Origin of the sequence: Streptomyces sp. NPDC087310 (genome assembly GCF_044744405.1) — a bacterium.
Taxonomy (GTDB): Bacteria; Actinomycetota; Actinomycetes; order Streptomycetales; family Streptomycetaceae; genus Streptomyces.
Genome location: NZ_JBIUYF010000003.1, coordinates 951,690 through 975,738, shown reverse-complemented (window position 1 = coordinate 975,738; position 24,049 = coordinate 951,690). Strand labels below are relative to the sequence as shown.

Below are 24,049 nucleotides of genomic sequence, written 5' to 3'. Positions count from 1 at the left end.
CGTCGTCACACGGTCGTTGGTCGTCACACGGTCGTCGTCACACGGTGGTCTTCACCCGGTCGTTCGTCTTCACCCGGCCGTCCGTCGTCGCACGGCCGCTCGTACGGGCGGGACCCCCGCCGTCGTCAGGGGTCCCGGCGAGGGACGGCGCCGGGTCGATCACCCGGTCCAGCGCCACCAGCGCGCCTTCGACGAGCAGCGCCAGGAGCGCGACGAGCAGCGCGCCCGCGACCACCTGCCCGGTGTCGTACGTGTTGAACCCCGCGGTGATGATCCGGCCGAGCCCGCCCTGTCCCACCATCGCCGCGATGGTGGCGGTGGCCACCACCTGGACGGCGGCCGACCGCAGCCCGGTCATGATCATCGGGTAGGCGAGGGGCAGCTCCACGCGGACGAAGACCTGGCGCCCGGACATCCCCATGCCCCGCGCCGCCTCCACCACCGCCGGGTCCACCTCGCGCATGCCCACATAGGCGTTGGTGAGCAGCGGCGGCACCGAGAAGAGCACCAGCGCGATGATCGTGGGCACCGACCCGCTGTTGCGCAGCGGCGAGACCATGAAGAGCGCGAGCACGGCGAAGACGGGGATCGCCCGCCCCACGTTGGAGATGTTGATGGCGAGCGCGCCGCCCTTGCCGAGGTGCCCCAGGAAGAGCGCCAGGGGCAGGGCCATCGCACAGGCGAGCGCCAGCGAGACCCCGCTGACGACGACGTGCTCCTCCAGCCGCTGCCACACCCCGCCGTCGCCCGACCAGTTGGCCCCCGTCGCCAGCCAGCTCCACGCGTCCCCGAGAAAACCCATGGTCACCCCACCGCCTTCGCCGCGCGCGTCCGTATGCGGGTCCAGGGCGTCAGCGCCCGCTGGACCCCGAGCAGCAGCAGGTCGGCCACGACGGCCAGCAGCACGCACAGCACGGACGCCGTCAGCACCTGCGCCTTGAAGAAGCTCTGCAACGCGTCGTCGATGAGGTTGCCGAGCCCGCCGCGCCCCACGATCGAACCGACCGTCGTCAGCGCGACCGTCGACACCGTGGCGATCCGCAGGCCGGCCATGAGCGCGGGCAGCGCGAGCGGGAGCTCGACCTCCCAGAGCAGCCGCCCCGGTCCGTACCCCATCCCGCGGGCGGCCTCCCTGGCCTCTTCCGGCACCGAGGCCAGTCCCGCCATGATGTTCCGTACGAGAATGGTCAGCGAATAGAGCACGAGACCCGTGATCACCAGACCGGCGGAGAGCCCGAAGACCGGCAGCAGCAGCGAGAACATCGCGAGCGAGGGAATCGTGTAGAGCAGGGTCGTCAGGCCCAGTACGGGGGCGGTGAATGCGGGCCTGCTCCGCGCGAGCAGCGCGAGCGGAAATGCGACCAGCAGTCCTATGGCGACCGAGACCACCGTGATCCACACGTGCTGGACCGTGGCGTCGATCAACTCCTGGCTACGGGAGCGAAGATATTCCCCGCAGATCCAGTCGTTCGCCGCCAGGCATCCTTGCGTACCCATCCACCCCCGCCTCCCCGTCCGGCCGCCGCGCACACCCGCGTCGGCCTCCACAACCTCCCACTCCGGCGAGCCTATCCCCGACCTCTGACATTCGCGGAAGTCCGCCACATTCCAGCAACATTGCCTTCACACAACGCGCCGCACAATGGGGAACCATGATCCGATTCGAGCATGTCACCAAGCGGTACCCGGACGGCACCACCGCTGTGGACGACCTCTCCTTCGAGGTCTCCGAAGGCGAACTGGTCACGCTCGTCGGGCCTTCCGGCTGCGGCAAGACCACGACCATGAAAATGGTCAACCGCCTCATCGAACCGTCGGAGGGGCGGATATTCCTCGACGGGGACGACATATCCGCGATCGATCCGGTCAGCCTCCGGCGCCGTATCGGCTATGTCATCCAGCAGGTCGGCCTCTTCCCGCACAAGACGGTCCTGGAGAACACCGCGACCGTCCCGCATCTCCTCGGCTGGCAGCGCGCGAAGGGCCGGGCGCGCGCCGCCCAACTCCTCGATCTGGTCGGCCTGGACCCGTCCGTCTACGGCGACCGCTACCCCGAGCAGCTCTCCGGCGGCCAGCGCCAGCGCGTCGGGGTGGCCCGCGCCCTCGCCGCCGACCCGCCCGTCCTGCTGATGGACGAGCCGTTCGGCGCGGTCGACCCGGTCGTGCGCGACCACCTCCAGAGCGAGTTCCTCAGGCTCCAGGCGGCCGTACGCAAGACCGTGCTGTTCGTCACGCACGACATCGAGGAGGCCGTCCGGCTCGGCGACCGTATCGCCGTCTACGGACACGGCAGGATCGAGCAGTTCGACGCCCCGGCGGCGGTGCTCGGCGCCCCGGCCACCCCGTACGTCGCGGACTTCGTCGGCGCGGACCGCGGCCTGAAGCGGCTCTCCGTCACCCCCATCGAGGAGGGCGACCTCGAACAGCCGCCCGTCGTCCATCTCGACGACCCGCTCGCGCGCGCCGCGGCGAAGCTCACCAAGGAGGGCGCGCGCTGGGCCGTCGTCCTGGACTCCGACGACAACCTGCACGGCTGGCTCTCCGCCGACCGGGCCGCCACGTCGGGCGGGACGCCCTCGGGGACCGTACGGGAGCACGCGCGCCGCATGGAGGCGTGGCTGCCGGTCGGCGCCTCGCTCAAGCAGGCGTTCGCCACGATGCTCCAGCACGACGCGGGCTGGATAGCGGTGATCGACCGGGCGGAGACCGGACGGTTCCTCGGGGTCCTCACCCCGGCGCGGCTGCACGAGGCGCTGCGCCGGTCGATCGACGCGGACGCGCAGGCCATCGCCCGTACGGACGTCGAACTGGAGACCGTCAGCAAGCTCGTCGCCCCCTGAGCGTCCTGAGCTCCCTGGCAGCCCTGGGAGCCCTGAGCTCCTTGAGCGCCCGAGTTCCGCGCGCCCCCGGACGGAGCCGGCTCAGTTCGCGCTGAGCCGGCTCGACATCCACTCCAGGGCCGGCGGGATCTCCCGGCGCCAGGTGTTGAAGTTGTGCGCGCCGCTCTTGAGGATGATCGACGACACCTTCGAGGGCGCCTTGACCTTCTGGATGAACTGCTCGGTGGACTTGAGGTTCCGCTCGCCCTTCCTGGAGCTGGTGACGAGCAGCGACGAGTCGCCCTGCCGCCCGTGGTCCAGGCTCCACAGCAGGTCGGCCCTGTTGCGCAGCTTCTGGTCGCCGTGGAAGAGGTCGCCGGTCGTCGGGTCCTCCGCCGCCTTGTAGTACGCGGAGAGCCCGGCGCCCACCGAGTACTGCTCCGGGTGGTGCATGGCGATCTTCAGCGCGCAGTAGCCGCCGGTCGAGTTGCCGATGATGCCCCAGTTACGGGGCGAGGTCTTGACGCGGTACGTCTTCGACACGGCCCGGGGCAGGTCCTTGCCGAGGAAGGTCTCGGTCTGCGGGCCGCCGGGGACGTCCACGCACTCGGTGTCGCGCGGCGGCGCCACGGTGGGCCGCAGCATCACCAGGATCATCGGCTGCATCGCGCCGCGCCGGGCGAGCCGCCAGGCGGTCGACGGGTAGTTCAGGCCCTTGATCAGGTTCTCGGCCACCCCCGGGTAGCCGGTGAGCACCACGGCGGCCGGGAAGGTCTGCCGGGCGAACTGCGGCTGGAAGTACTCGGGCGGCAGATAGACGTACGCCGTGGAGTCGATCCCGGACGTCGTCCCCGCGACGGCGACCTTCTGGATCTGTCCCGCCGTCGCCGGCCGGCCCCCGCCGGGGACTGCCGTGCGCTGGGTGTCCATGACCGCCATGTGCGTGCCGTCCGCCGCCCGGCCGACCACGGAGCCCAGCTCCTGCTCCTGGCCGAAGAGGTCGCCCCAGGTGCCGTAGAAGAGGAAGTACTGGTTGGCCACCAGGCCCACCGCCGCGAAGATCGCCGCCTGGGTGGCGAACGTGAGTCCGATCCTGCCGAGCACGGCCCGCGCCGTACGCCGCGACAGCCGCGGCCAGAGCCAGATGGTCGCGACGAACAGGAGGACAGCCAGCAGGACGGCCAAGGCCAGGACTTTACGGCTGGTGAGACCCATGTCGACCGAGCTTTCTTCCGTGAGATTTTCCCGGATGCAGAGGAACCCTCCCCCCGAAAGCCGCGTCCTAGAGGGCGCAAAATGTCCGGCCCGCGAAGAAGAAGCGGACTCGGGCCCACACTCTCTCGCGGAGCCACGGGAAGCGATGTCTGTGACGCTAGATGGGGATAAATCGGGATCGGTTCCGGATCGTGCACGACAGTCACCCGGAACGTACTCCAACAGGTCACCGCACCGGCCGCCGTCCCTGGCCCGCCGTCTGCTCCGCGGTCCGCACCCGGAGTCCGTCCCCTCCCTCGTCGGTACGGCCTGCGCCCTCATCGGTCTCGTCGACATCGCCGCGGGCGTCTTCCCGCGCTTCCGCCACAGCCGGATGCACTCCTTCGCCGAGGTACTGCCGGGGGCGCTCGGCCCCTTCGCCGCCGCGCTCTCGCTGAGCGCCGGCGTACTCCTGCTGCTGCTCGCGCACGGGCTCAAACGGCGCAAGCGCCGCGCGTGGCGGGCCGCCGTGTTCCTGCTGCCTGCGGGCACCGTGGCCCAGTTCGCCTACCGGCACTCGGTCATCGGCGCCCTGCTCTCGCTGGGCCTGCTCGCCCTGCTGGTGCGCCACCGCGGGGAGTTCGCCGCCCTGCCCGACCCGCGCAGCCGCTGGCGGGCGCTGGCGAACTTCGTCCTCATGGGCGCGGGATCCATCGGGCTCGGCCTGGTCATCGTCAGCGCCCACCCGCACCGGACCATCGGTAACCCCAGCCTGTCGGAACGGCTCGAACATGTGCTGTACGGCCTGTTCGGCTTCGACGGCCCCATCGACTACAAGGGGATCGTCAGCGGCACCGTCGGCTACTCCCTCGGCTCGCTCGGCCTGCTCACCGCCCTCACCACCATCTACCTCGCCTTCCGCCCCGAGCACCCGGTCGCCCGGCTCACCGAGGACGACGAGCGGCGGCTGCGCGCCCTGCTCGACCGGCACGGCGGCCGCGACTCGCTGGGCCATTTCGCGCTCCGCCGCGACAAGGGCGTGGTCTTCTCCCCCAGCGGCAAGGCGGCCGTCTGCTACCGCGTCGTCTCCGGGGTGATGCTCGCCAGCGGCGACCCCATCGGCGACGTGGAGGCGTGGCCCGGCGCCATCGAACGCTTCATGGACGAGGCGAAGGCCCACTCCTGGACCCCGGCCGTGATGGGGTGCAGCGAGACCGGCGGCGAGGTCTGGACCCGCGAGACCGGGCTCGACGCGCTGGAGCTGGGCGACGAAGCGGTGGTGGACGTGCCGGATTTCTCCTTGCGCGGACGCGCGATGCGCAACGTACGCCAGATGGTGACGCGCATCGAGCGCGCCGGCTACGAAACCCGCGTACGGCGCGTCCGTGACCTCTCCGAGGGTGAGCTGGCCCGGATCCGCGACGCCGCCGACGACTGGCGCGGTACGGACACGGAGCGCGGCTTCTCCATGGCGCTCGGCCGGATCGGCGACCCCGCCGACGGTGATTCCGTGATCGCCACCGCGCACAAACCGGACGAGGCCGAACCGGGCCCGCCCGGCCCGTACGGCGACCTGAAGGCCGTCCTCCACTTCGTCCCGTGGGGGACGGACGGGATGTCCCTGGACCTGATGCGCCGCGACCGCTCCGCCGACCCGGGCATGAACGAGCTGCTGATCGTCGCCGCGCTGCACGCCGCGCCCGCGCTCGGGGTGGTGCGTGTCTCGCTCAACTTCGCGATGTTCCGCTCGGCGCTCGCCCGGGGCGAGCGGCTGGGCGCCGGCCCCGTGCTGCGCGGCTGGCGCGGAGTGCTGGTGTTCCTCTCCCGCTGGTTCCAGATCGAGTCGCTGTACCGCTTCAACGCCAAGTTCCAGCCCCGCTGGGAGCCGCGTTACGTGGTCTTCCGCTCCACCGGCGACCTGCCCCGGATCGGCTTCGCCGCGATGCAGGCGGAGGGCTTCGTCACCCTGTCGCTACCGCGCCCCCTGCGCCGCCTGGGCCGCCCCGGGCGCCACGACCGCACCGACGGCCACGCCGCCCGCACCACCGCCCCGACCGACCCCGGTGTCCGTACGGCATAGGACGCCCCCACCAGGCCCGCGAGCCCGGCGAGATCCGAACGAGAGGCCCTAGGGTGGGGCATATGAGTACGTTGCGCGGGCGGGGCACGGTTCTGGGGCTGCCGGGGTGGGACCGGTGTGCGGTCATGGGGGTCGTCAATGTGACGCCCGACTCCTTCTCCGACGGCGGTCGCTGGTTCGACACCACCGCCGCGGTCAAACGCGGCCTCGATCTCGTCGGCGCGGGCGCCGATCTGGTCGACGTCGGCGGCGAGTCGACCCGGCCCGGCGCCACACGGGTCGACGAGGACGAGGAGCTGCGGCGCGTCGTCCCCGTCGTGCGCGGCCTGGCCTCCGAGGGCGTCACCGTCTCCGTCGACACCATGCGCGCCACCGTCGCCGAGCAGGCCGTCGCCGCGGGCGCGGCCCTGGTCAACGATGTCAGCGGCGGGCTCGCCGACCCCGCGATGGTGCCCGCCGTGGCCGCCGCCGAGGTGCCGTTCGTCGTGATGCACTGGCGCGGATTCAGCCAGGACATGAACAGCCGCGCGGTCTACACGGACGTCGTCGCCGAGGTCGTCGCGGAACTGCGCGCCCGGATGGACGCCGTGATCGCCGGCGGCATCGCCCCCGAGCGCCTCGTGATCGACCCCGGTCTCGGCTTCGCCAAGCAGGCCGAGCACGACCTGGAACTCCTCGCCCACCTCCCCGAGCTGCGCTCCCTGGGCCGGCCGCTGCTGGTCGCCGCCTCCCGCAAGCGGTTCCTCGGCCATGTCCTCGCGGGCGGCGAGAGCTCCCCACCGCCCGCCCGTGAGCGCGACGCGGCCACCGCGGCGGTCTCCGCGATCGCCGCCCACCAGGGCGCCTGGGCGGTCCGGGTCCACGAGGTACGGGCGACGGCCGACGCCGTACGGGTGGCACGCGCCGTCGAGGGCGCCCGCGGCCCGGTGGAAGGCGCCCATGGCCCGGCCGGGGGAGAGCGGTGACCGCCCGGATGGAGAGCGGCGCGCCGGACGACAGCGGGCTGACGGACGGCGAGCGGGTCGAGCGGGCCAACACCACGTTCTACGAGGCGATGGAGCACGGCGACCTGGAGGCCCTGTCGGGGCTCTGGCTGGACGGCGAGGACTCCGGCGTCTCCTGCGTCCACCCGGGCTGGCCGGTGCTGAGCGGACGCGGGGAGGTGCTGCGTTCGTACGCCCTGATCATGGCGCACACGGAGTACATCCAGTTCTTCCTCACCGATGTCGAGGTCTCCGTCAGCGCCGACACCGCCCTGGTGACCTGCACCGAGAACATCCTCAGCGGCGGCCCCGCCGAGTCGGGCGGGGAGCTGGGACCGCTGGTCGGGCAGCTCGTCGTCGCGACGAACGTGTTCCGGCGTACGCCGGAGGGGTGGAAGCTCTGGTCGCACCACGGTTCCCCCGTCCTGACCGAAACCGGCGAGGAAGACACGGAAACGGACGAGGTGCCACCCACGTGAGTGGGTAATCGGTCCCTGTGGATCGGCGAAAAGAACCCGCGGGCAGGGGCGGCTGCCCGTCGCACGGCGCTCCGTCCGTCACCCCCGCGGGACAGCACTGTCGGTGCTCGCGGGTAGATTCAAATGTGGGCACCGAGCCGCCCGCGCTCGCGACCGTGTGCCCCGACGACCAACGACAGCAGGAGTGATTCGCGTGGATCGTGTCGCGCTGCGCGGCCTCAAGGCCCGCGGGCACCACGGCGTCTTCCCCCGGGAGCGCGAGGAGGGCCAGACCTTCATCGTGGATCTGGTGCTCGGCCTCGACACCCGCCCCGCGGCGGCCGACGACGACCTGGCGAAGACCGTCCATTACGGCATCGTGGCGGAAGAGGTCGTGGAGGTCGTCCAGGGCGAGCCCGTCAACCTGATCGAGACGCTGGCGGAGCGCATCGCCCGAAGCTGCCTGAAACACGACGGTGTCCAGGAGGTCGAGGTGGTCGTGCACAAACCGGACGCCCCGATCACCGTGCCCTTTGACGATGTGACCATCACCATCACCCGGAGCCGAGTATGAGTCTGTTTTCAGCGAACGGGCCGCAGAGCGACCCCACGGTCCAGCCGGTGCCCGCCTCCGTGGTCGCCCAGGTCGACGCCGCGGACAGCACGCTGTCCAACCCGCAGCGGGCCGTGGTCGCCCTCGGCTCCAATCTCGGGAACCGGCTGGAGACCATCCAGGGCGCCATCGACGCCCTGGAGGACACCCCGGGCGTCCGGGTCAAAGCGGTCTCCCCGGTGTACGAGACGGAGCCCTGGGGAGTGGACCCCGGCTCGCAGCCGTCGTACTTCAACGCGGTCGTGGTCATCAAAACGACCCTGCCGCCGTCCTCGCTGCTGGAGCGCGGCCAGGCCATCGAGGAAGCCTTCGACCGGGTCCGTGACGAGCGCTGGGGGCCGCGCACGATCGACGTGGACATCCTGGCGTACGCGGACGTCGTCTCGGACGATCCGCAGCTCACCCTCCCGCACCCCCGCGCCCACCAGCGCGCCTTCGTACTCGCCCCCTGGCACGACGTGGATCCGGAGGCCCAGGTTCCGGGCGTCGGCCCGGTGGCCGAACTGCTGACGGACGTCGGCCAGGACGGCGTACAGCCCCGGTCCGACCTGGAACTGCGCCTGCCCGAATAGTCGTTAGGCTCTGCGGATCGGTACAGCGAGGCGAAGGGCGGCTTACTCGGTGAAGCAGTTGCGGATCGGCGTCCTCGCCGGCCTGTTCGTGGTGGCAGGTGTGCTCTCCTGGGCCGCCGCCCGCCTGTGGGACTCGTTCGGGACCCTGCCGAGCGTGCCGCTCGCGGCGCCCATCGTGCTCGCCGCCATCGCCGCAGTCCTCGCCGCGACGGCCCTCTCCCTCCGCTCCCGGCTCAAGGCCCAGCGTGAGCGCCGCCCCGGCGCACAGGGCGTGGATCCGCTGATGGCGGCGCGTGCCGTGGTCTTCGGCCAGGCGAGCGCGCTGGTCGCGGCCCTGGTCTCCGGCGTGTACGGCGGTACGGGCGTCTTCCTGCTCGGCTCCCTCGACATCCCCGCCCGCCGCGACCAGGCCATCTACGCGGGCTTCTCCGTACTGGCGGGCATCGCGGTGATCGCCGCCGCGTTCTTCCTGGAGCGGGTCTGCAAGCTCCCCGAGGACGGCAACGACAACAAGAACGGCGCAGCCCCGGCCGGCCCCGCCGCCTGACGCCTGACGCCTGTCCGGCCGGGCAGGCGCCAGGCCCGTCGCGGGTCCGGGCCGGCGCTCAGCGGGACAGGATCAGGCTCATCGCCTCGGCGCGGGTCGCCGGATCGCGGAGCTGACCGCGTACGGCCGAGGTGATCGTCTTCGCCCCGGGCTTCCGCACCCCGCGCATCGACATGCACATGTGCTCGCACTCGATGACCACGATCACCCCGCGCGGCTCCAGGATCTCCATCACGGACTCGGCGATCTGCGTCGTCAGCCGCTCCTGGACCTGCGGCCGGCGGGCGTAGACGTCCACGAGGCGGGCCAGCTTCGACAGCCCGGTGATCTTTCCGTCCGTGGAGGGGATGTAGCCGACGTGCGCGACCCCGACGAACGGGACCAGATGGTGTTCACAGGTCGAGGTCACCTCGATGTCCTTCACCATGACCATTTCGTCGTGGCCCAGGTCGAACGTCGTGGTCAGCACGTCCTCCGGGTTCTGCCACAGGCCGGCGAATATCTCCCTGTACGCGCGCGCCACCCGGCCCGGCGTCGCCCGCAGCCCCTCGCGGTCCGGGTCCTCCCCGACCGCGATCAGCAGCTCGCGCACGGCATTCTCGGCCCGCTTCTCGTCGAATTCGCGGATCGGGCTCTCCCCGTCCAGCGTCACCGGGTCGGTCATGTGTGCCTCGTTCCTGTGCCGTTCTCGTGTGCGGGCATACGAATGCCGCGTCCCCCAGGCTAAAACCTGGGGGACGCGGCATCCATTCCGGGCCCTCGGAGGGGACCCGGCCCGCTGTCAGCTCTCCGGACGGTCCTCGGGAACCGCCTCGGTGGGCGTCTCGCCGGAGGTCACGGAGGGGAGCCCCCCGTTGGCACCGGCGGCGCCGTTGGTCAGCGCCAGCTCCTTGGGCGAGAGAACCGGCGGACGCGTCGACGGGGTACGGCGCGACGAGCCGGTCCACGCCGGACGGGACGGGCGCCTCACGATGGTCGAGAAGATCTCCGCGATCTGCTCCTTGTTGAGCGTCTCCTTCTCCAGGAGCGCCAGGACCAGATTGTCGAGTACGTCACGGTTCTCGACCAGGATCTCCCACGCCTCGTTGTGCGCGGTCTCGATGAGCTTCTTGACCTCTTCGTCGACCAGCGCGGCGACCTCTTCCGAGTAGTCACGCTGGTGCGCCATCTCCCGGCCGAGGAACGGTTCGGTGTTGTCGCCACCGAACTTGATCGCTCCGAGCCGCTCGGTCATGCCGTACTGCGTGACCATCGCCCGCGCCGTGGCCGTGGCCTTCTCGATGTCGTTGGCAGCGCCGGTGGTCGGGTCGTGGAAGACCAGTTCCTCCGCCGCGCGTCCGCCCATCATGTAGGCGAGCTGGTCGAGCATCTCGTTGCGCGTGGTCGAGTACTTGTCCTCGTCGGGCAGGACCATGGTGTACCCCAGGGCCCGGCCACGGGACAGGATCGTGATCTTGTGCACCGGGTCGGAGTTCGGAGACGCCGCGGCGACCAGGGCGTGACCGCCCTCGTGGTACGCGGTGATCTTCTTTTCCTTCTCGGACATGATCCGGGTCCGCTTCTGCGGGCCCGCCACGACGCGGTCGATCGCCTCGTCCAGGGCGTGGTTGTCGACGAGCTTCCCGTCGCCGCGCGCCGTCAGGAGCGCGGCCTCGTTCAGCACGTTCGCCAGGTCGGCACCGGTGAAGCCGGGCGTACGACGGGCGACGGCGCCCAGATCGACGTCCGGGGCGACCGGCTTGCCCTTCTGGTGGACCTTGAGGATCTCCAGACGGCCCTGCATGTCGGGACGGTCGACGGCGATCTGCCGGTCGAACCGGCCCGGGCGCAGCAGCGCCGGGTCGAGGATGTCCGGCCGGTTGGTGGCGGCGATCAGGATGACGCCGCCCTTCACGTCGAAGCCGTCCATCTCCACCAGGAGCTGGTTCAGCGTCTGCTCGCGCTCGTCGTGTCCGCCGCCGAGGCCCGCGCCGCGGTGCCGGCCGACGGCGTCGATCTCGTCGACGAAGACGATCGCCGGGGCGTTCGCCTTGGCCTGCTCGAAGAGGTCACGCACCCGGGAGGCACCGACACCGACGAACATCTCGACGAAGTCGGAGCCCGAGATCGAGTAGAACGGCACCCCGGCCTCGCCCGCGACGGCGCGGGCCAGCAGCGTCTTGCCCGTACCGGGCGGGCCGTAGAGCAGCACACCCTTCGGGATCTTGGCGCCGACGGCCTGGAACTTCGCCGGCTCCTGGAGGAATTCCTTGATCTCGTGGAGTTCCTCGACGGCCTCGTCGGACCCCGCCACATCGGCGAAGGTCGTCTTCGGGGTGTCCTTGGTGATGAGCTTGGCCTTGGACTTCCCGAACTGCATGACGCGGGATCCGCCGCCCTGCATCTGATTCATCAGGAACAGGAAGACCACGACGATCAGTACGAAGGGCAGCAGCGAGAACAGCACCGAGAGGAACGGGCTCTGCTTCGAAGGCGAGACCGTATAGCCCTTGGTGATGTCACCGTTCTGGAACTTCGTTTGGAGCGTTGTGGCCAGCGAGGATCCCTGAGTGCCGATGTAGCTGGCCTGGATCTTGTCGCTGCCCTTGACCTTCAGGCCGTCCTTGAGGTCGACCTTGATGATCTGGTCATCGCCGGTGGTCAGTTTGACCTGCTCGGCCTGGTTCTTGTCGATCGCCTGGACGACCTCACCGGTGTCCACCGTCTTGTAGCCGCCCGACGAGCCGACGACCTGCATCAACACGACCACGGCGAGGACGGCCAGCACGATCCACATGACCGGCCCACGGAAGTATCGCTTCACGTCCATCCATACGGAGCGAAGTCGCCCCGTCCCTCCTGCCCGTAGGTAAATGCTGCTGTGAGAAAAGACTGTTCCTGGGAAGGTACCCCAGCATCATGGCCCGCGACCGCACGGGACGGCTGACGAACCCGTCTTCCCCTGCTCCAACGGCGCGAGCCGGGCTGAGGTTCCCGTCGGCGGGCGCGGCGCCCCGGACCAGGTCCTCGGCTAACCCCCGTAGACATGGGGCGCGAGGGTACCGACAAAGGGAATGTTGCGGTACTTCTCCGCGTAATCCAGCCCGTATCCGACGACGAACTCATTGGGAATGTCGAAGCCGATCCATTTGACGTCGATCGCGACCTTTGCGGCATCCGGCTTACGGAGCAGGGTGCAGACCTCCAGCGAGGCCGGCTCCCGCGAACCGAGGTTGGACAGCAGCCACGACAGCGTCAGCCCCGAGTCGATGATGTCCTCGACGATCAGGACGTGCTTGCCCTTGATGTCCGTGTCCAGGTCCTTGAGGATCCGGACCACGCCCGAGGACTGGGTGCCCGCCCCGTACGAGGAGACGGCCATCCAGTCCATCGTCACCGGGGTGGACAGGGCGCGCGCCAGGTCCGCCATGACCATCACGGCGCCCTTGAGGACACCGACGAGAAGCAGATCCTTGCCTGCGTACTCCGCGTCGATCTTCGCGGCCAGTTCGGCCAGCTTCGCGTCGATCTCTTCCTTGGTGATGAGCACCGACTGGAGGTCGTTGCCCAAGTCCTTGTCGTCCACCCGCATCACTTTCGTTGTCGGCCAGCGGTCCGGGGCCGGACGGGACTGTTCGAACACGTCCTGGCGGCCCGGGAGACACAGCCGTAGTGCATCAGCGCTTCAGCCCTGCCGGATGACCAGTCTGCCACCCTGCCTCCTGGCCTCCACGCGGCCGGGCAGATTGATGGCTCCCTGGCCGCGCCAGCCCGTGATCAGGCGGTCGACCTCTTCGATGTGACGGGCGAACAGCGAACCGGCGGGGGCGCCCGCGGCGATGACGGCCCGGCGCAGCACCCTGCGGCGGACTGCGGGCGGCAGCGCGTACAGCCGGACGCAGGCGAGTTGCCCCGACTCGTCCCGTACGGTCGGCTCCGCGTCGGCGGCCCAGGCGTCCAGGGCGTCGGCGTCGTCGCGGGAGAGCTGTGCCGTACGGGCGAGGGCCTCGACGACGCCCTTGCCGAGAGCTTTCTCCAGGGCCGGCAGCCCTTCGTGGCGCAGCCGTGAGCGGGTGTAGGCGGGGTCGGTGTTGTGGGGGTCGTCCCAGACGGGGATGCACTGGACGAGGCATGCCTTGCGGGCGGTCTGCCGGTCGAGCTGGAGGAAGGGCCGCCGGTAGCGTCCGGCCGCCCCCGAGACGGCCGCCATGCCGGACAGCGAGCGGGTGCCGGAGCCCCGGGCGAGGCCGAGGAGGACCGTCTCCGCCTGGTCGTCGCGGGTGTGGCCGAGGAGGACGGCGGCGGCGCGGTGGCGTTCGGCCGCGGCGTCGAGGGCGGCGTAGCGCGCGTCCCTGGCGGCGGCCTCGGGTCCGCCGTCGCGCCCTACGGTGACGGCGACGGATTCGACGGGGTCGAGGCGCATGGCGCCGAGCCGGGCGACGACCTCGGCCGCGCGGAGGTCGGAGCCTGTCTGGAGGCCGTGGTCGACGGTGACGGCGCCCGCCCGTACGGAGAGCTTTGGCGCCTCGAAGGCGAGGGCGGAGGCGAGCGCCATGGAGTCGGCGCCGCCGGAGCAGGCGACGAGGACGAGCGGGGGCTCGTCGGCGGGGAGGGGGGTGTGAGCGGCGGGGGTGGTGTGCGGGGTGGTGGCGAGGAGGTCGGCGTGGTCGGTGAGGACCTCGTGGAGTACGCGGCGGACCGCCAGGCGTATCGCCGCGACCGCAGGATGGGGACCCATATCCGGTGCCCTTCGTGATGTTATTTGGGGGGTGCCTCGGTCGGAGTAAGGACGGAGAGCGTCACTCAGAGTGCGTCGATGGTGACAGAACCGAGCCATTACCCGAGCATTGCACGCCTATCCCTCACCCACGGTCCCTCGGATGGGTGATACCTGAGGCGTCCTCCTGCCAGACGTCACCTTCGGCTCATGAATCCGCCTTACGGTGCACCCGCGCGACCCAATCCGCCGGTTTGGCGATCTCCGCCTTGGTGGGGAGGGTGTTCGGCGAGGTCCAGACGCGGTTGAAGCCGTCCATCCCGACCTGGTCGACCACGGCGCGTACGAACCGCTCCCCGTCGCGGTACTGGCGCAGCTTGGCGTCGAGGCCGAGCAGCTTGCGCAGCGCGAGGTCGAGTCGGCTGGCGCCGCGGGCCCGGCGCTGCTGGAACTTCTCGCGGATCTCGGCGACGGAGGGCACGACCTGCGGTCCGACGCCGTCCATCACGAAGTCGGCGTGGCCCTCCAGGAGGGACATCACGGCGGTGAGCCGGCCCAGGATCTCCCGCTGCTCCGGGGTCTGCACCAGCTCGACGATGCTCCTGCCCTCTTCGTCCCGCTCGCCCTCGGGGCGTCCGCCCGCGAGGGACTGGGCGGCCTCGCGCAGCCGCTCGACGACGGTCATGGGGTCGACGTCGGTCTGGTCGAGGAACGACTGGATCTCGCTCTGGAGGTGGTCGCGCAGCCAGGGCACGCCGGTGAACTGCGTGCGGTGGGTCTCCTCGTGGAGCGCGACCCAGAGCCTGAAGTCGTGCGGGTCGACGTCCAGTTCCCGTTCGACGTGGACGATGTTGGGGGCGACGAGCAGCAGCCGGCCGCCGTCGGCGGCCGCCGGGAGATCGCGGGTGGCGGGCGCGAACGTCTCGTACTGGCCGAGGACCCGGGAGGACATGAAGGAGAGCAGCATGCCCACCTCGACGCCGGTGACCTTGCCGCCGACCGCGCCGATGACGGCGCCGCCGGGGCCGCCCGGGCGGCGCTCCTGCATCTTCTCGAACAGCGGCTTCAGCAGCTCGCGGAAGCCGGCCACGTTGGCCTTGACCCAGCCGGCGCGGTCGACGACCAGGACCGGGGTGTCCGGTGGCTCGTGGTCCTCGGGGATCATCCTCGTGTAGCCGCGGACGTGCTCCTCCGCCGCCTTGGCGTGCCGTCGCAGCTCGGCGACGATCTCGCGCGCCTCGTCGCGGGTGACCTCGGGTCCCGGCCGCGCGAGGCGGGTCGCGGTCGCCACCGCGAGGTTCCAGTCGACCATCTCTGCACCACCGATGCTCGTCATGCGTCAACCGTACGTGCTCGGCCCGGGGTGCGGTGAGGTGTGGGGCGCCCGGTTCTTCCCTTGGTTCGTCCCCTAGGGGGTGGCCGAGCCCCTGGCCGGGAGCGGCGCCGGGGGCGGTGCGGAGGGCGTGCGCGGGACCAGTGCGGCGGAGAGCGCGTCCAGGGCCGTACGGGCGGTGTCGGGGGCTTTCGTCGCGCCGGCCAGGAACGCGAAGGCGAGGAGCCGGCCCTCGCCGTCGACGACGGTGCCGGCCAGGGCGTCCACGCCGGTGAGCGTGCCGGTCTTGGCCCGGATGAGCCCGGCGGCGGGCGGGGCGTCCCCGTACCGGCCCCTGAGGGTGCCGGTGAACCCGGCGACGGGCAGGCCGGTGAGGACGGGGCGCAGCTCCGGGCGGTCCGGGTCGGCGGCGCGGGTCAGCAGGGCGGTCAGCAGGGCGGCGCTGGCCTTGTCCTTGCGGTTGAGTCCGCTGCCGTCGGCGAACCGCGTCCCCTTGAGGGGCAGTCGGAGCTTGGCGAGTTCCGCGCCGACGGCCCGGCCCGCGCCCGCGAAGCTCGCCGGTTCGCCCGCGGCGATCGCGGTCTGCCGGGCGAGGGACTCCGCGATGTCGTTGTCGCTCTCGGTCAGCGCGCGTTCGACCAGGTCGGCCAGGGGTGCGGAGTAGGTGCGCGCGAGCGGTTCCGCGCTCTTGGCGGGCTTGCCCGCGGCAGGGGGGTGCGCGGTGCGTACGCCGCGTTCGCGCAGCAGATGGGCGAAGGTACGGGCGGCGTCGCCCGCGGGGTTGCCGCTGCGCGGCGCGGGGCCGGTCGTGGACTTGTCGAGCCGCCCCTGTCCGGCCATCAGGGGGACCACGGGGGCGATGTTGTCGTTGGGGCCGATGGGGTGTTCCCGGGGGCCCGAGTAGAGGGAGGTGTCGTAGTGCAGCTCGACCTTGGTGATGCCGCTGTCGCGGAGCGCGCGGGCGGTGTCGCCGGCCAGGGCGCCCAGCCGTTTCCGGTCGAGGGTGGCGTCCCCGCCGCCGACCAGGGTGAGCTTCCGCTGGTCCGGGGTGGCCATGACGGTGGTGGCGATGCGGTGGTCGGGGCCGAGCGCGGAGAGCGCGGCGACCATGGTCGCGATCTTGACGGTGGAGGCCGGGGTCATCGGGGTGGCGGCGCCCTTGCCGTACAGGACCTCGCCGGTGGCCGTGTCGACGACGGACGCCGTACGGGAGGGGCCGAGCGCGTCCGCGTCGAGCAGTTTGCCGAGCGTCCGGCCGAGATCGGCGGGGTGCGCCCCGCCGGGTTCGGCCCGGGTACGCGTGGTGTCCGCGGCGGCGAGCGCGCTGAGCACCCCGGCGGCGCTGGGGGCGGGCGCGGGCGTGCGCGGCGCGGACGGATCGTGATGTGCGCCACCCGCGCGGTTCTGCGCGACCGCCCACTCCCTCTCGGCCTTACGCTGACCGGAGTCCCACGGGCCCGCCGCCACCACCGCCACGGCGGCGAGGGCGAGGCCGAGCGCGGCGGAACCCGCCGTGACCTGCCACGCTTTCGGCTCAACCACGGCTGACCAGCCCCTTTCGCGATCACACTGCTGCGTGGGGGACACTTAACCACTGCGCCTTGCCCCGAGCATGGCACCCCGGCCAGTAACGGCCTGTCAGGCCGGGGGCCGACAACGGCAGCATCACCCGGACATTGTGTTGATCATGGAGGAGCCACCCGTGGAGTTCGACGTCACCATCGAGATCCCTAAGGGTTCGCGGAACAAGTACGAGGTGGACCACGAGACCGGTCGGATCCGCCTTGACCGTCGTCTCTTCACCTCGACCAGCTACCCCGCGGACTACGGATTCGTCGAGAACACCCTGGGCGAGGACGGCGACCCGCTGGACGCGCTGGTCATCCTGGACGAGCCGACCTTCCCCGGGTGTCTCATCAAGTGCCGCGCCATCGGCATGTTCCGGATGACGGACGAGGCCGGCGGCGACGACAAGCTGCTGTGCGTCCCGGCCTCCGACCCCCGGGTGGAGCACCTGCGCGACATCCACCACGTCTCGGAGTTCGACCGCCTGGAGATCCAGCACTTCTTCGAGGTCTACAAGGACCTGGAGCCCGGCAAGTCCGTCGAGGGCGCCGACTGGGTCGGCCGCGCCGAGGCCGAGGCCGAGATCGAAGCCTCGTACAAGCGCCTTGAGGCGCAGGGCGGCGCGCACTGACGCGCGCCTCAACCGTGTGACCGGCGGACGGCCGCCGGGCGGACGACGGGCGGCGTACCCCTCGTGGGTGCGCCGCCCGTCCGCGTGTGCCCGCCCCTTTCCCGTGCACATACTGAGCGGACGGCGGACGCGGACGTGACGGGTCGTACGCCGGGGACCGTATGCCGGGACATAGGGCACGGCGACGAGCGGTACGGCGACGAGCGGGTACGAGACAGCAGCGATACGACCAAGAGCGGTTACGACAGGGAGTGAGGACGCAGACCGTGGTGGCCGAGCCGGACGGGTCCGAGGACCGAAAGCCTCCGTCGGACGAGGCACGCAGCGCCTTCACCCCACCGCTCGGGGTGGAACAGCCGCCGCTCCCCGAGGACGACCATCCGACGTCGGAGTTCGCGCTCCCCGACGGGACCAGCACGGAGCCGCCGCCCGAGCCCGAGGGCTCGGCCTTCGATCTGCCGGACGGCGCCCGCGTACCGTCGGGAACCGGTCCGGGGGCGAGCGCCGGAGGGAGCTCGGCGTTCACGCCCGCGCACGGCATCCCGCGGCTGGCGCTGAGCAAGGAGGCGCCCTGGCAGGACCGGATGCGGACGCTGCTGCGGATGCCGGTCGGGGACCGTCCCGTACCGGACATCGTGCAGCGCCACGACGACCAGGGGCCCGCCGTCCCGCGCGTCCTGGACCTGACGCTGCGCATCGGCGAGCTGCTGCTCGCGGGCGGCGAGGGCGCCGAGGACGTCGAGGCCGCGATGTTCGCGGTGAGCCGGGCGTACGGGCTCGACCGCTGCGAGCCGACCGTCACCTTCACCCTGCTGTCGATCTCCCATCAGCCGTCGCTGGTGGACGACCCGGTGACGGCCAGCAGGACGGTACGGCGGCGGGGCACCGACTACACGCGGCTGTCCGCCGTCTACACGCTCATCGACGACATCACCACCGAGGACACGGACACCACGCTGGAGGAGGCGTACCGGCGGCTCGCGGAGATCCGCCGTAACCGGCACCCGTACCCCGGCTGGGCGCTGACCGCGGCGAGCGGGCTGCTGGCCGGTTCGGCCTCGGTGCTGGTCGGCGGCAGCGTGCTGGTCTTCGTGGTCGCGGCGCTCGGCGCGATGCTCGGCGACCGGCTGGCGTGGCTCTGCGCGGGGCGCGGGCTGCCGGAGTTCTACCAGTTCGTGGTGGCGGCGATGCCGCCCGCCGCGATGGGGGTGGCGCTGACGCTGCTGGGGCCGCACCTGTCCTGGGAGGGCCGCCCCTCGGCGGTGATCACCGGTGGGCTCTTCGCGCTGCTGCCGGGGCGGGCGCTGGTGGCCGGGGTGCAGGACGGTCTGACGGGGTACTACATCACGGCGGGTGCGCGGCTGCTGGAGGTCATGTACTTCTTCATCGCGATCGTCGTCGGCGTGCTGATCGTGCTCTACCTGGGGGTCCAGCTCCACGCCGAGCTGAACCCGGAGGCGGCCCTGCACGCGGACGTACGGCCGGTGGCGCAGACCCTGGCGGCGGTGACGCTGAGTCTCGCCTTCGCGATCCTGCTCCAGCAGGAACGTTCCACCGTGCTGATGGTGTCGCTCAACGGCGGCGTCGCCTGGGTCGTCTACGCGGCGATGCACGACATCGGCAGGATCTCGCCGGTGGCCTCCACGGCGGTCGCCGCGGGGGTGGTGGGCCTGTTCGGGCAGCTCTTCTCGCGCTACCAGTTCGCGTCGGCGCTGCCGTACGTCACGGCGGCGATCGGGCCGCTGCTGCCGGGTTCCGCGACGTACTTCGGGCTGCTGGGCTTCGCGCAGAACGAGCTGGACCGCGGGCTCGCCTATCTCTCCCAGGCGGTGGCGCTGGCGCTGGCGATCGCGGTGGGGGTGAACCTCGGTGGGGAGATCTCCCGGCTGTTCCTCAAGGTGCCCGGCTCGGGACGGGCGTCGAGCCGCCGCGCGGCCAAGCGGACGCGCGGGTTCTAGGGCGGGACACGGCCTGGAACGCGAGGCACACGACTCGGCCCCGCACCGTGCAGGTGCGGGGCCGAGTCCGGGTCCGGGATCGCGGGGCGGGAGAGTCAGTGCCTGCCGTGCCGGCCATGCCGGCCGTGCGGGTCATCGGGACCGTCGGGCGCGTCGTCGGACGCGCTGGGCCCCCGGTGCGGATGCGGCGCCTGGTACGGGCCGGGGTCCTGGTAGGCACCGGGGTCGGCCTGGTACGGGCCGGGGGCCTGACCGTAACCGCCCTGCGGCGCCTGCTGTCCCTGCGGCGCCTGCTGTCCCTGTGGCGCCTGCTGCCACTGCTGGCCCTGCTGGTACGGGCCGGGGGTCTGGTTCGGGTTCTGGGCGCCCTGGTACCCACCGGGGCCCTGGTATCCGCCCTGCTGCTCCTGGTATCCGCCGGGCGCCTGGTACGGGTTGGGGTGCTGCTGGGCGGCGGGGGCCTGGTACGGGCCGGGGGCCTGGCCGTAGCCGCCCTGGGCCTGGTGGCCACCGGTCTCCGGATACGCGCCGGCCTCCTGATACGGCCCCGGAGCCTGGCCGTAACCACCCGGCGCCCGGTGCGCGCCTTCCGGGCCGGAGGCGCCGGTGATCTTCGGGAACCGCATGGTCTCCGTGCCGGGCGCACCGGGGGCGGGCGCACCGGCGGCGACGGGGGCGCCGTACCCCTCCATGGCCTCCGTTCCGGGGCCGACCAGGCCGTCGTCGACCGCGGGCTCCTGACCGGCCGACTTCTTCGACTTGGAGCGCGCCCGCAGGACCTCGATCACGATCGGCAGCACCGAGATCAGCACGATCAGGATGAGGATCATCTCGATGTGCTCGTGCACGAAGTCGATCTTGCCGAGCGCCGCGCCCAGCAGCGTGACGCCCGCGCCCCAGAGGACGCCGCCGATGATGTTGAAGGTGATGAACGAGCGGTAGTTCATCCGGCTCACACCGGCGATGATCGGCGTGAACGTACGGACGACGGGCACGAAGCGCGCCAGGACCAGCGACTTGGGGCCGTACTTCTCGAAGAAGTCGTGCGCCTTCTCCACGTTCTCCTGCTTGAAGAACTTGGAGTCCGGCCGTTTGAAGAGCGCGGGTCCGACCTTGCGGCCGAAGAGATATCCGACCTGGTCACCGGCGATCGCGGCGAGCACGATCAGCCCGCAGACGATCCAGAGCGGCGTCTTCAGGGTGCCGGCCGTGACCAGCAGGCCCGTGGTGAAGAGCAGCGAGTCACCGGGCAGGAAGAAGCCGATGAGAAGACCGGACTCGGCGAAAACGATGACCAGGACACCGATCAGCCCGAAGGTCCCGATCAGATAGTCCGGGTCCAGCCAGCTTGGTCCGAGCGCAAGGGTGGTCACGGTTTCCGGACTCCTGAGTCTTTGGTCGGTCGATCGTCGATTCGGCGTGGTCGGCCGCGCACAAGCTATCAACGGACCGGCGCTCCCCCAGGTTCCACCCATCCTCCGGCACCTGCGCTCGGGATGCACACCGGGCAGAGGGGGACAAAGCTGTGCCTGACACGGAACCGCACGGGGTCCGGGACGGAAACAGAGGGCGGAGAGGGCGGTACGCGCGATGGGCATCGGGCGCATGGCCAAGGGCACCCCGTCCGACCCCGAACCCGACCCCGACCACAGCCCCGGCTCCGGCTCCGGCTCCGGCTCCGGCTCCGACCACAATCACGACCGCGACCGCGACCAAGGCTCCGACCCCGACCACAGCCCCGAACCCGGCTCCGGCCGAGGCGCCCTCCCCGCCCCGCCCGCCTCCCTCTCCGCCCGCGCCCTGCTGCCCCTGGTCGTGCCCTCCCTGGTGATCGGGGTGGTCTCGGCGCTGGTGCTGCTCGGGGTGAGCGAGGCCGCCGGGCAACTAAAGAAGGTGCTGTGGGGGACGCTGCCCGGCGCCCTCGGCATCGGGCCGTACTCGGCGCTCTGGACGATCGTCATGCTCACGGCGACCGGACTGGCGGTGGGGATCGTCGTACGACAGGTGTACGGGCACGCCGGCCCCGACCCGGCGACCACCGGGCTGGTCGACGCCCCGATGGCGCCCGGGATCGTGCCGGGGCTGCTGGTCGTCACGGGGCTCGCGCTGGCCGGCGGGGTCAGCCTCGGCCCGGAGAACCCGATCACCGCCGCCAACATCGCCCTGGCCTACTGGCTCGGCCGCAAGGCGGCGCCGCGCGCCCCGGCCGCGCTCTGGATCTCCCTCGGCGCCGCGGGCACCATCGGGGCGCTCTTCGGCACGCCCGTGGCCGCCGCGCTGATCCTCACCGAGACGCTGGCCGCGCGGCCTGGTCCCGGCTCGCTCTGGGACAAGCTGTTCGGCCCGCTGGTCGCGGCCGGCGCGGGCGGGCTGACCACCGTACTGATCGCGCGTCCGACCTTCGACCTGGACCTGCCGCCGTACTCGGAGACCCACTGGAGCGACCTCCTGGCCGCTCTGGTGATCGCCCCGCTGGCCGCGGCGCTGGGCATGGCGGCGGTGCGGGCCTTCCCGTACGTCCACGCCCTCTTCCGGCGGATCGGGCACCCCGTGCTCGCCCTGACCGCCGGCGGGCTGGTGCTGGGGCTGCTGGGGGCGCTCGGCGGGCCTCTCACGCTCTTCAAGGGGCTGGACGAGGTGAAGACCCTGGCGAGCGACCCGGACGGCTGGTCGGCCGGTTCGTTCGCGCTGATGACGGTGGTGAAGCTGGCCGCCCTGGTCACCGCCGCCGCCTGCGGCTTCCGGGGCGGCCGGATCTTCCCCGCCGTCTTCGTCGGGGCCGCGCTCGGCCTGTGCGCGCACGCCCTCGTCCCGGCCGTCCACCCCACCGTGGGGGTGGTCTGCGGCGTGCTGGGGCTGCTGCTCGCCGTCACCCGGCAGGGCTGGCTGAGCCTGTTCACCGCGGCGGTCATGGTCTCCGACGTCACCGTGCTGCCGCTGCTCTGCGTGGCCGTGCTCCCCGCCTGGCTGCTGGTCACCGGCCGCCCGCAGATGCAGCTCCACGAGGACGGCACGTCGCTGCGGTGACGCCGGGCCACCTCCGTACCACCCGGCGGGCGGTACACGGCTTTCGTCCGTATTCTCGCGGAGGGGGCCGTCCGCACGTACCCACCCCGAGGAGATCCGCCGATGCCACTCCACCAAGGCGCGGACAGGGCAGCCGACATTCCCGAGGAGGACCGCGCCGAACTGCGGCGGCTGTCGCTCAACCCCTTCTACGGGGAGGCGGATCCGGTCAGCGAGATGACCTCGGCGCCGCCCACCCAGCGGCTTCCCGAAGGGCCGACCCCGCCGCACACCGCCTATCAGCTCGTCCACGACGAGCTGATGCTCGACGGCAACTCACGGCTCAACCTGGCGACCTTCGTCACCACCTGGATGGAGCCGCAGGCCGGGGTGCTGATGGCGGAGTGCCAGGACAAGAACATGATCGACAAGGACGAGTACCCGCGCACCGCCGAACTGGAGCGGCGCTGCGTGGCGATGCTCGCCGACCTGTGGAACGCCCCTGACCCGGCGACCGCCGTCGGCTGCTCGACCACCGGGTCCAGCGAGGCGTGCATGCTCGCCGGGCTGGCGCTCAAGCGCCGCTGGGCCAAGCGGAACGCGGCGCGCTATCCGGCGACCGCCCGGCCCAATCTGGTCATGGGCGTCAACGTCCAGGTCTGCTGGGAGAAGTTCTGCACCTTCTGGGAGGTGGAGGCGCGGCTCGTCCCCATGGAGGGCGACCGCTTCCACCTCGACCCGCAGGCCGCCGCCGACCTCTGCGACGAGGACACCATCGGGGTCGTGGCCGTCCTGGGCTCCACCTTCGACGGCTCGTACGAACCGGTCGCCGAGCTGTGCGCGGTGCTGGACGCCCTCCAGGAACGTACGGGGCTCGATGTCCCCGTCCATGTCGACGGGGCGTCGGGCGCCATGATCGCGCCCTTCCTCGACGAGGACCTCGTCTGGGACTTCCGGCTGCCGCGCGTCTCCTCCATCAACACCTCGGGCCACAAGTACGGGCTGGTGTACCCGGGCGTCGGCTGGGCGCTGTGGCGGTCGCCCGCCGAACTCCCCGAAGAGCTGGTCTTCCGCGTCAACTACCTGGGCGGCGACATGCCCACCTTCGCGCTGAACTTCTCCCGGCCGGGCGCCCAGGTCGTCGCGCAGTACTACACCTTCCTGCGGCTGGGCAGGGACGGCTACCGCGCCGTCCAGCAGACCGCGCGGGACATCGCCACGACCCTCTCCGCGCGCATCGAGCGGCTGGGCGGCTTCCGGCTGCTCACCCGCGGGGACCAACTGCCCGTGTTCGCCTTCACCACCGCCTCCGATGTGACGAACTTCGATGTCTTCGACGTCTCGCGGCGGCTGCGCGAACACGGCTGGCTGGTGCCCGCGTACACCTTCCCCGCCCACCGCGAGGACCTGTCCGTCCTGCGCGTGGTCTGCCGCAACGGCTTCTCGGCGGACCTGGCCGCGATGCTGGTGGCCGACCTGAAGCGGGTGCTGCCCGAACTGCGCGCCCAGGAGCGCCCCATGGACCGCGATCCGTCGGCCGCCACCGCCTTCCACCACTGAACGGCGCGCTGAAACGGCGCACTGAAGCGGCGC

Annotated in this window: 21 protein-coding genes; 11 read left to right on the top strand and 10 right to left on the bottom strand. The window is 71.4% G+C overall.

Going from position 1 to position 24,049, the window contains the following annotated elements:
• Positions 1 to 37 precede the first annotated feature (37 nt).
• Positions 38 to 802 (bottom strand): ABC transporter permease, encoded by a 765-nt coding sequence (locus ACIO3P_RS14815; protein WP_401849553.1) that lies wholly within the window; start codon positions 800 to 802, stop codon positions 38 to 40.
• Between the two features lie 2 nt (positions 803 to 804).
• A complete protein-coding gene (locus ACIO3P_RS14810) occupies positions 805 to 1,497 on the bottom strand; it encodes an ABC transporter permease (RefSeq protein WP_329822198.1) in 693 nt (230 codons plus the stop codon).
• Between the two features lie 155 nt (positions 1,498 to 1,652).
• On the opposite strand from ACIO3P_RS14810, the gene ACIO3P_RS14805 reads away from it, so the two are divergent.
• The gene (locus tag ACIO3P_RS14805) at positions 1,653 to 2,840 is read left to right on the top strand and encodes an ABC transporter ATP-binding protein (RefSeq protein ID WP_401849494.1); all 1,188 of its coding nucleotides are present in this window, start codon (positions 1,653 to 1,655) and stop codon (positions 2,838 to 2,840) included.
• Positions 2,841 to 2,921: 81 nt separating this feature from the next.
• Here ACIO3P_RS14805 and ACIO3P_RS14800 read toward each other — a convergent pair whose 3' ends face one another.
• Positions 2,922 to 4,034, bottom strand: a complete 1,113-nt coding sequence (locus ACIO3P_RS14800; RefSeq protein WP_329822200.1) for an alpha/beta hydrolase-fold protein — start codon at positions 4,032 to 4,034, stop codon at positions 2,922 to 2,924.
• 145 nt (positions 4,035 to 4,179) lie between these two features.
• Between ACIO3P_RS14800 and ACIO3P_RS14795 the strand changes: the two genes are divergently transcribed.
• The 6 genes from ACIO3P_RS14795 (at position 4,180) to ACIO3P_RS14770 (ending at position 9,266) form a co-directional block, all read left to right on the top strand.
• Positions 4,180 to 6,093, top strand: coding sequence for a phosphatidylglycerol lysyltransferase domain-containing protein (locus tag ACIO3P_RS14795; RefSeq protein WP_401849492.1), 1,914 nt, complete (start codon positions 4,180 to 4,182; stop codon positions 6,091 to 6,093).
• Between the two features lie 62 nt (positions 6,094 to 6,155).
• Positions 6,156 to 7,058 carry a dihydropteroate synthase gene (gene folP / locus ACIO3P_RS14790; protein WP_401849491.1) on the top strand — a complete coding sequence of 301 codons (903 nt, stop codon included), beginning with the start codon at positions 6,156 to 6,158 and terminating at the stop codon, positions 7,056 to 7,058.
• 8 nt (positions 7,059 to 7,066) lie between these two features.
• Positions 7,067 to 7,555, top strand: coding sequence for a nuclear transport factor 2 family protein (locus tag ACIO3P_RS14785; RefSeq protein ID WP_401792028.1), 489 nt, complete (start codon positions 7,067 to 7,069; stop codon positions 7,553 to 7,555).
• Between the two features lie 193 nt (positions 7,556 to 7,748).
• Positions 7,749 to 8,108 carry a dihydroneopterin aldolase gene (gene folB, locus ACIO3P_RS14780; RefSeq protein ID WP_329822203.1) on the top strand — a complete coding sequence of 120 codons (360 nt, stop codon included), beginning with the start codon at positions 7,749 to 7,751 and terminating at the stop codon, positions 8,106 to 8,108.
• Entirely contained in the window at positions 8,105 to 8,719 is a 615-nt protein-coding gene (folK, locus tag ACIO3P_RS14775) for a 2-amino-4-hydroxy-6-hydroxymethyldihydropteridine diphosphokinase (RefSeq protein WP_329822204.1), read from the top strand. Before folB ends, folK begins: the two co-directional genes overlap by 4 nt.
• 49 nt (positions 8,720 to 8,768) lie before the next feature.
• A complete protein-coding gene (locus ACIO3P_RS14770) occupies positions 8,769 to 9,266 on the top strand; it encodes a DUF3180 domain-containing protein (RefSeq protein WP_401849490.1) in 498 nt (165 codons plus the stop codon).
• Positions 9,267 to 9,324: 58 nt separating this feature from the next.
• Here ACIO3P_RS14770 and folE read toward each other — a convergent pair whose 3' ends face one another.
• The 6 genes from folE to dacB form a co-directional block, all read right to left on the bottom strand.
• Positions 9,325 to 9,930, bottom strand: coding sequence for a GTP cyclohydrolase I FolE (gene folE / locus ACIO3P_RS14765; RefSeq protein WP_329822206.1), 606 nt, complete (start codon positions 9,928 to 9,930; stop codon positions 9,325 to 9,327).
• 117 nt (positions 9,931 to 10,047) lie between these two features.
• A complete protein-coding gene (gene ftsH / locus ACIO3P_RS14760) occupies positions 10,048 to 12,075 on the bottom strand; it encodes an ATP-dependent zinc metalloprotease FtsH (RefSeq protein ID WP_329822207.1) in 2,028 nt (675 codons plus the stop codon).
• A 201-nt stretch (positions 12,076 to 12,276) separates the two neighbouring features.
• Positions 12,277 to 12,837, bottom strand: a complete 561-nt coding sequence (hpt, locus tag ACIO3P_RS14755; RefSeq protein ID WP_329822208.1) for a hypoxanthine phosphoribosyltransferase — start codon at positions 12,835 to 12,837, stop codon at positions 12,277 to 12,279.
• 93 nt (positions 12,838 to 12,930) lie between these two features.
• Entirely contained in the window at positions 12,931 to 13,983 is a 1,053-nt protein-coding gene (tilS, locus tag ACIO3P_RS14750) for a tRNA lysidine(34) synthetase TilS (RefSeq protein WP_401849488.1), read from the bottom strand.
• A 187-nt stretch (positions 13,984 to 14,170) separates the two neighbouring features.
• Positions 14,171 to 15,298 (bottom strand): zinc-dependent metalloprotease, encoded by a 1,128-nt coding sequence (locus ACIO3P_RS14745; RefSeq protein WP_329822210.1) that lies wholly within the window; start codon positions 15,296 to 15,298, stop codon positions 14,171 to 14,173.
• A gap of 72 nt (positions 15,299 to 15,370) precedes the next feature.
• A complete protein-coding gene (dacB, locus tag ACIO3P_RS14740) occupies positions 15,371 to 16,837 on the bottom strand; it encodes a D-alanyl-D-alanine carboxypeptidase/D-alanyl-D-alanine-endopeptidase (RefSeq protein ID WP_401849486.1) in 1,467 nt (488 codons plus the stop codon).
• Positions 16,838 to 16,997: 160 nt separating this feature from the next.
• Between dacB and ACIO3P_RS14735 the strand changes: the two genes are divergently transcribed.
• Together ACIO3P_RS14735 and ACIO3P_RS14730 are read left to right on the top strand one after the other, a co-directional pair.
• Positions 16,998 to 17,492, top strand: coding sequence for an inorganic diphosphatase (locus ACIO3P_RS14735; protein ID WP_003968257.1), 495 nt, complete (start codon positions 16,998 to 17,000; stop codon positions 17,490 to 17,492).
• A gap of 266 nt (positions 17,493 to 17,758) precedes the next feature.
• On the top strand, positions 17,759 to 19,450 hold the full coding sequence (locus ACIO3P_RS14730; protein ID WP_401849551.1) for a threonine/serine exporter ThrE family protein: 1,692 nt from the start codon (positions 17,759 to 17,761) through the stop codon (positions 19,448 to 19,450).
• A gap of 95 nt (positions 19,451 to 19,545) precedes the next feature.
• Here the strand turns inward: ACIO3P_RS14730 and ACIO3P_RS14725 are convergent, their stop codons facing one another.
• Positions 19,546 to 20,823: a DedA family protein gene (locus ACIO3P_RS14725; protein WP_401849485.1), complete on the bottom strand. Its 1,278-nt coding sequence runs from the start codon at positions 20,821 to 20,823 to the stop codon at positions 19,546 to 19,548.
• 217 nt (positions 20,824 to 21,040) lie between these two features.
• Here ACIO3P_RS14725 and ACIO3P_RS14720 point away from each other — a divergent pair, with 217 nt between their 5' ends.
• Both ACIO3P_RS14720 and ACIO3P_RS14715 read left to right on the top strand, forming a co-directional pair.
• Positions 21,041 to 22,477, top strand: a complete 1,437-nt coding sequence (locus tag ACIO3P_RS14720) for an ion channel protein (RefSeq protein WP_401849484.1) — start codon at positions 21,041 to 21,043, stop codon at positions 22,475 to 22,477.
• Positions 22,478 to 22,579: 102 nt separating this feature from the next.
• A complete protein-coding gene (locus tag ACIO3P_RS14715; RefSeq protein WP_329822214.1) occupies positions 22,580 to 24,016 on the top strand; it encodes a glutamate decarboxylase in 1,437 nt (478 codons plus the stop codon).
• The last annotated feature ends 33 nt before the right edge of the window (positions 24,017 to 24,049 follow it).

Excerpts from the sequence above, each read along its gene's own strand:
- folK (WP_329822204.1), top strand. The coding sequence starts at position 8,105 with ATGAGTCTGTTTTCAGCGAACGGGCCGCAGAGCGACCCCACGGTCCAG.
- tilS (WP_401849488.1), bottom strand. The coding sequence starts at position 13,983 with ATGGGTCCCCATCCTGCGGTCGCGGCGATACGCCTGGCGGTCCGCCGC.
- folP (WP_401849491.1), top strand. The coding sequence starts at position 6,156 with ATGAGTACGTTGCGCGGGCGGGGCACGGTTCTGGGGCTGCCGGGGTGG.
- ACIO3P_RS14800 (WP_329822200.1), bottom strand. The coding sequence starts at position 4,034 with ATGGGTCTCACCAGCCGTAAAGTCCTGGCCTTGGCCGTCCTGCTGGCT.
- ACIO3P_RS14795 (WP_401849492.1), top strand. The coding sequence starts at position 4,180 with ATGTCTGTGACGCTAGATGGGGATAAATCGGGATCGGTTCCGGATCGT.
- ACIO3P_RS14810 (WP_329822198.1), bottom strand. The coding sequence starts at position 1,497 with ATGGGTACGCAAGGATGCCTGGCGGCGAACGACTGGATCTGCGGGGAA.
- ACIO3P_RS14745 (WP_329822210.1), bottom strand. The coding sequence starts at position 15,298 with ATGACGAGCATCGGTGGTGCAGAGATGGTCGACTGGAACCTCGCGGTG.
- ACIO3P_RS14805 (WP_401849494.1), top strand. The coding sequence starts at position 1,653 with ATGATCCGATTCGAGCATGTCACCAAGCGGTACCCGGACGGCACCACC.
- ACIO3P_RS14785 (WP_401792028.1), top strand. The coding sequence starts at position 7,067 with ATGGAGAGCGGCGCGCCGGACGACAGCGGGCTGACGGACGGCGAGCGG.
- hpt (WP_329822208.1), bottom strand. The coding sequence starts at position 12,837 with ATGCGGGTGGACGACAAGGACTTGGGCAACGACCTCCAGTCGGTGCTC.
- ACIO3P_RS14815 (WP_401849553.1), bottom strand. The coding sequence starts at position 802 with ATGGGTTTTCTCGGGGACGCGTGGAGCTGGCTGGCGACGGGGGCCAAC.
- ftsH (WP_329822207.1), bottom strand. The coding sequence starts at position 12,075 with ATGGACGTGAAGCGATACTTCCGTGGGCCGGTCATGTGGATCGTGCTG.
- folE (WP_329822206.1), bottom strand. The coding sequence starts at position 9,930 with ATGACCGACCCGGTGACGCTGGACGGGGAGAGCCCGATCCGCGAATTC.
- ACIO3P_RS14715 (WP_329822214.1), top strand. The coding sequence starts at position 22,580 with ATGCCACTCCACCAAGGCGCGGACAGGGCAGCCGACATTCCCGAGGAG.
- ACIO3P_RS14720 (WP_401849484.1), top strand. The coding sequence starts at position 21,041 with ATGGGCATCGGGCGCATGGCCAAGGGCACCCCGTCCGACCCCGAACCC.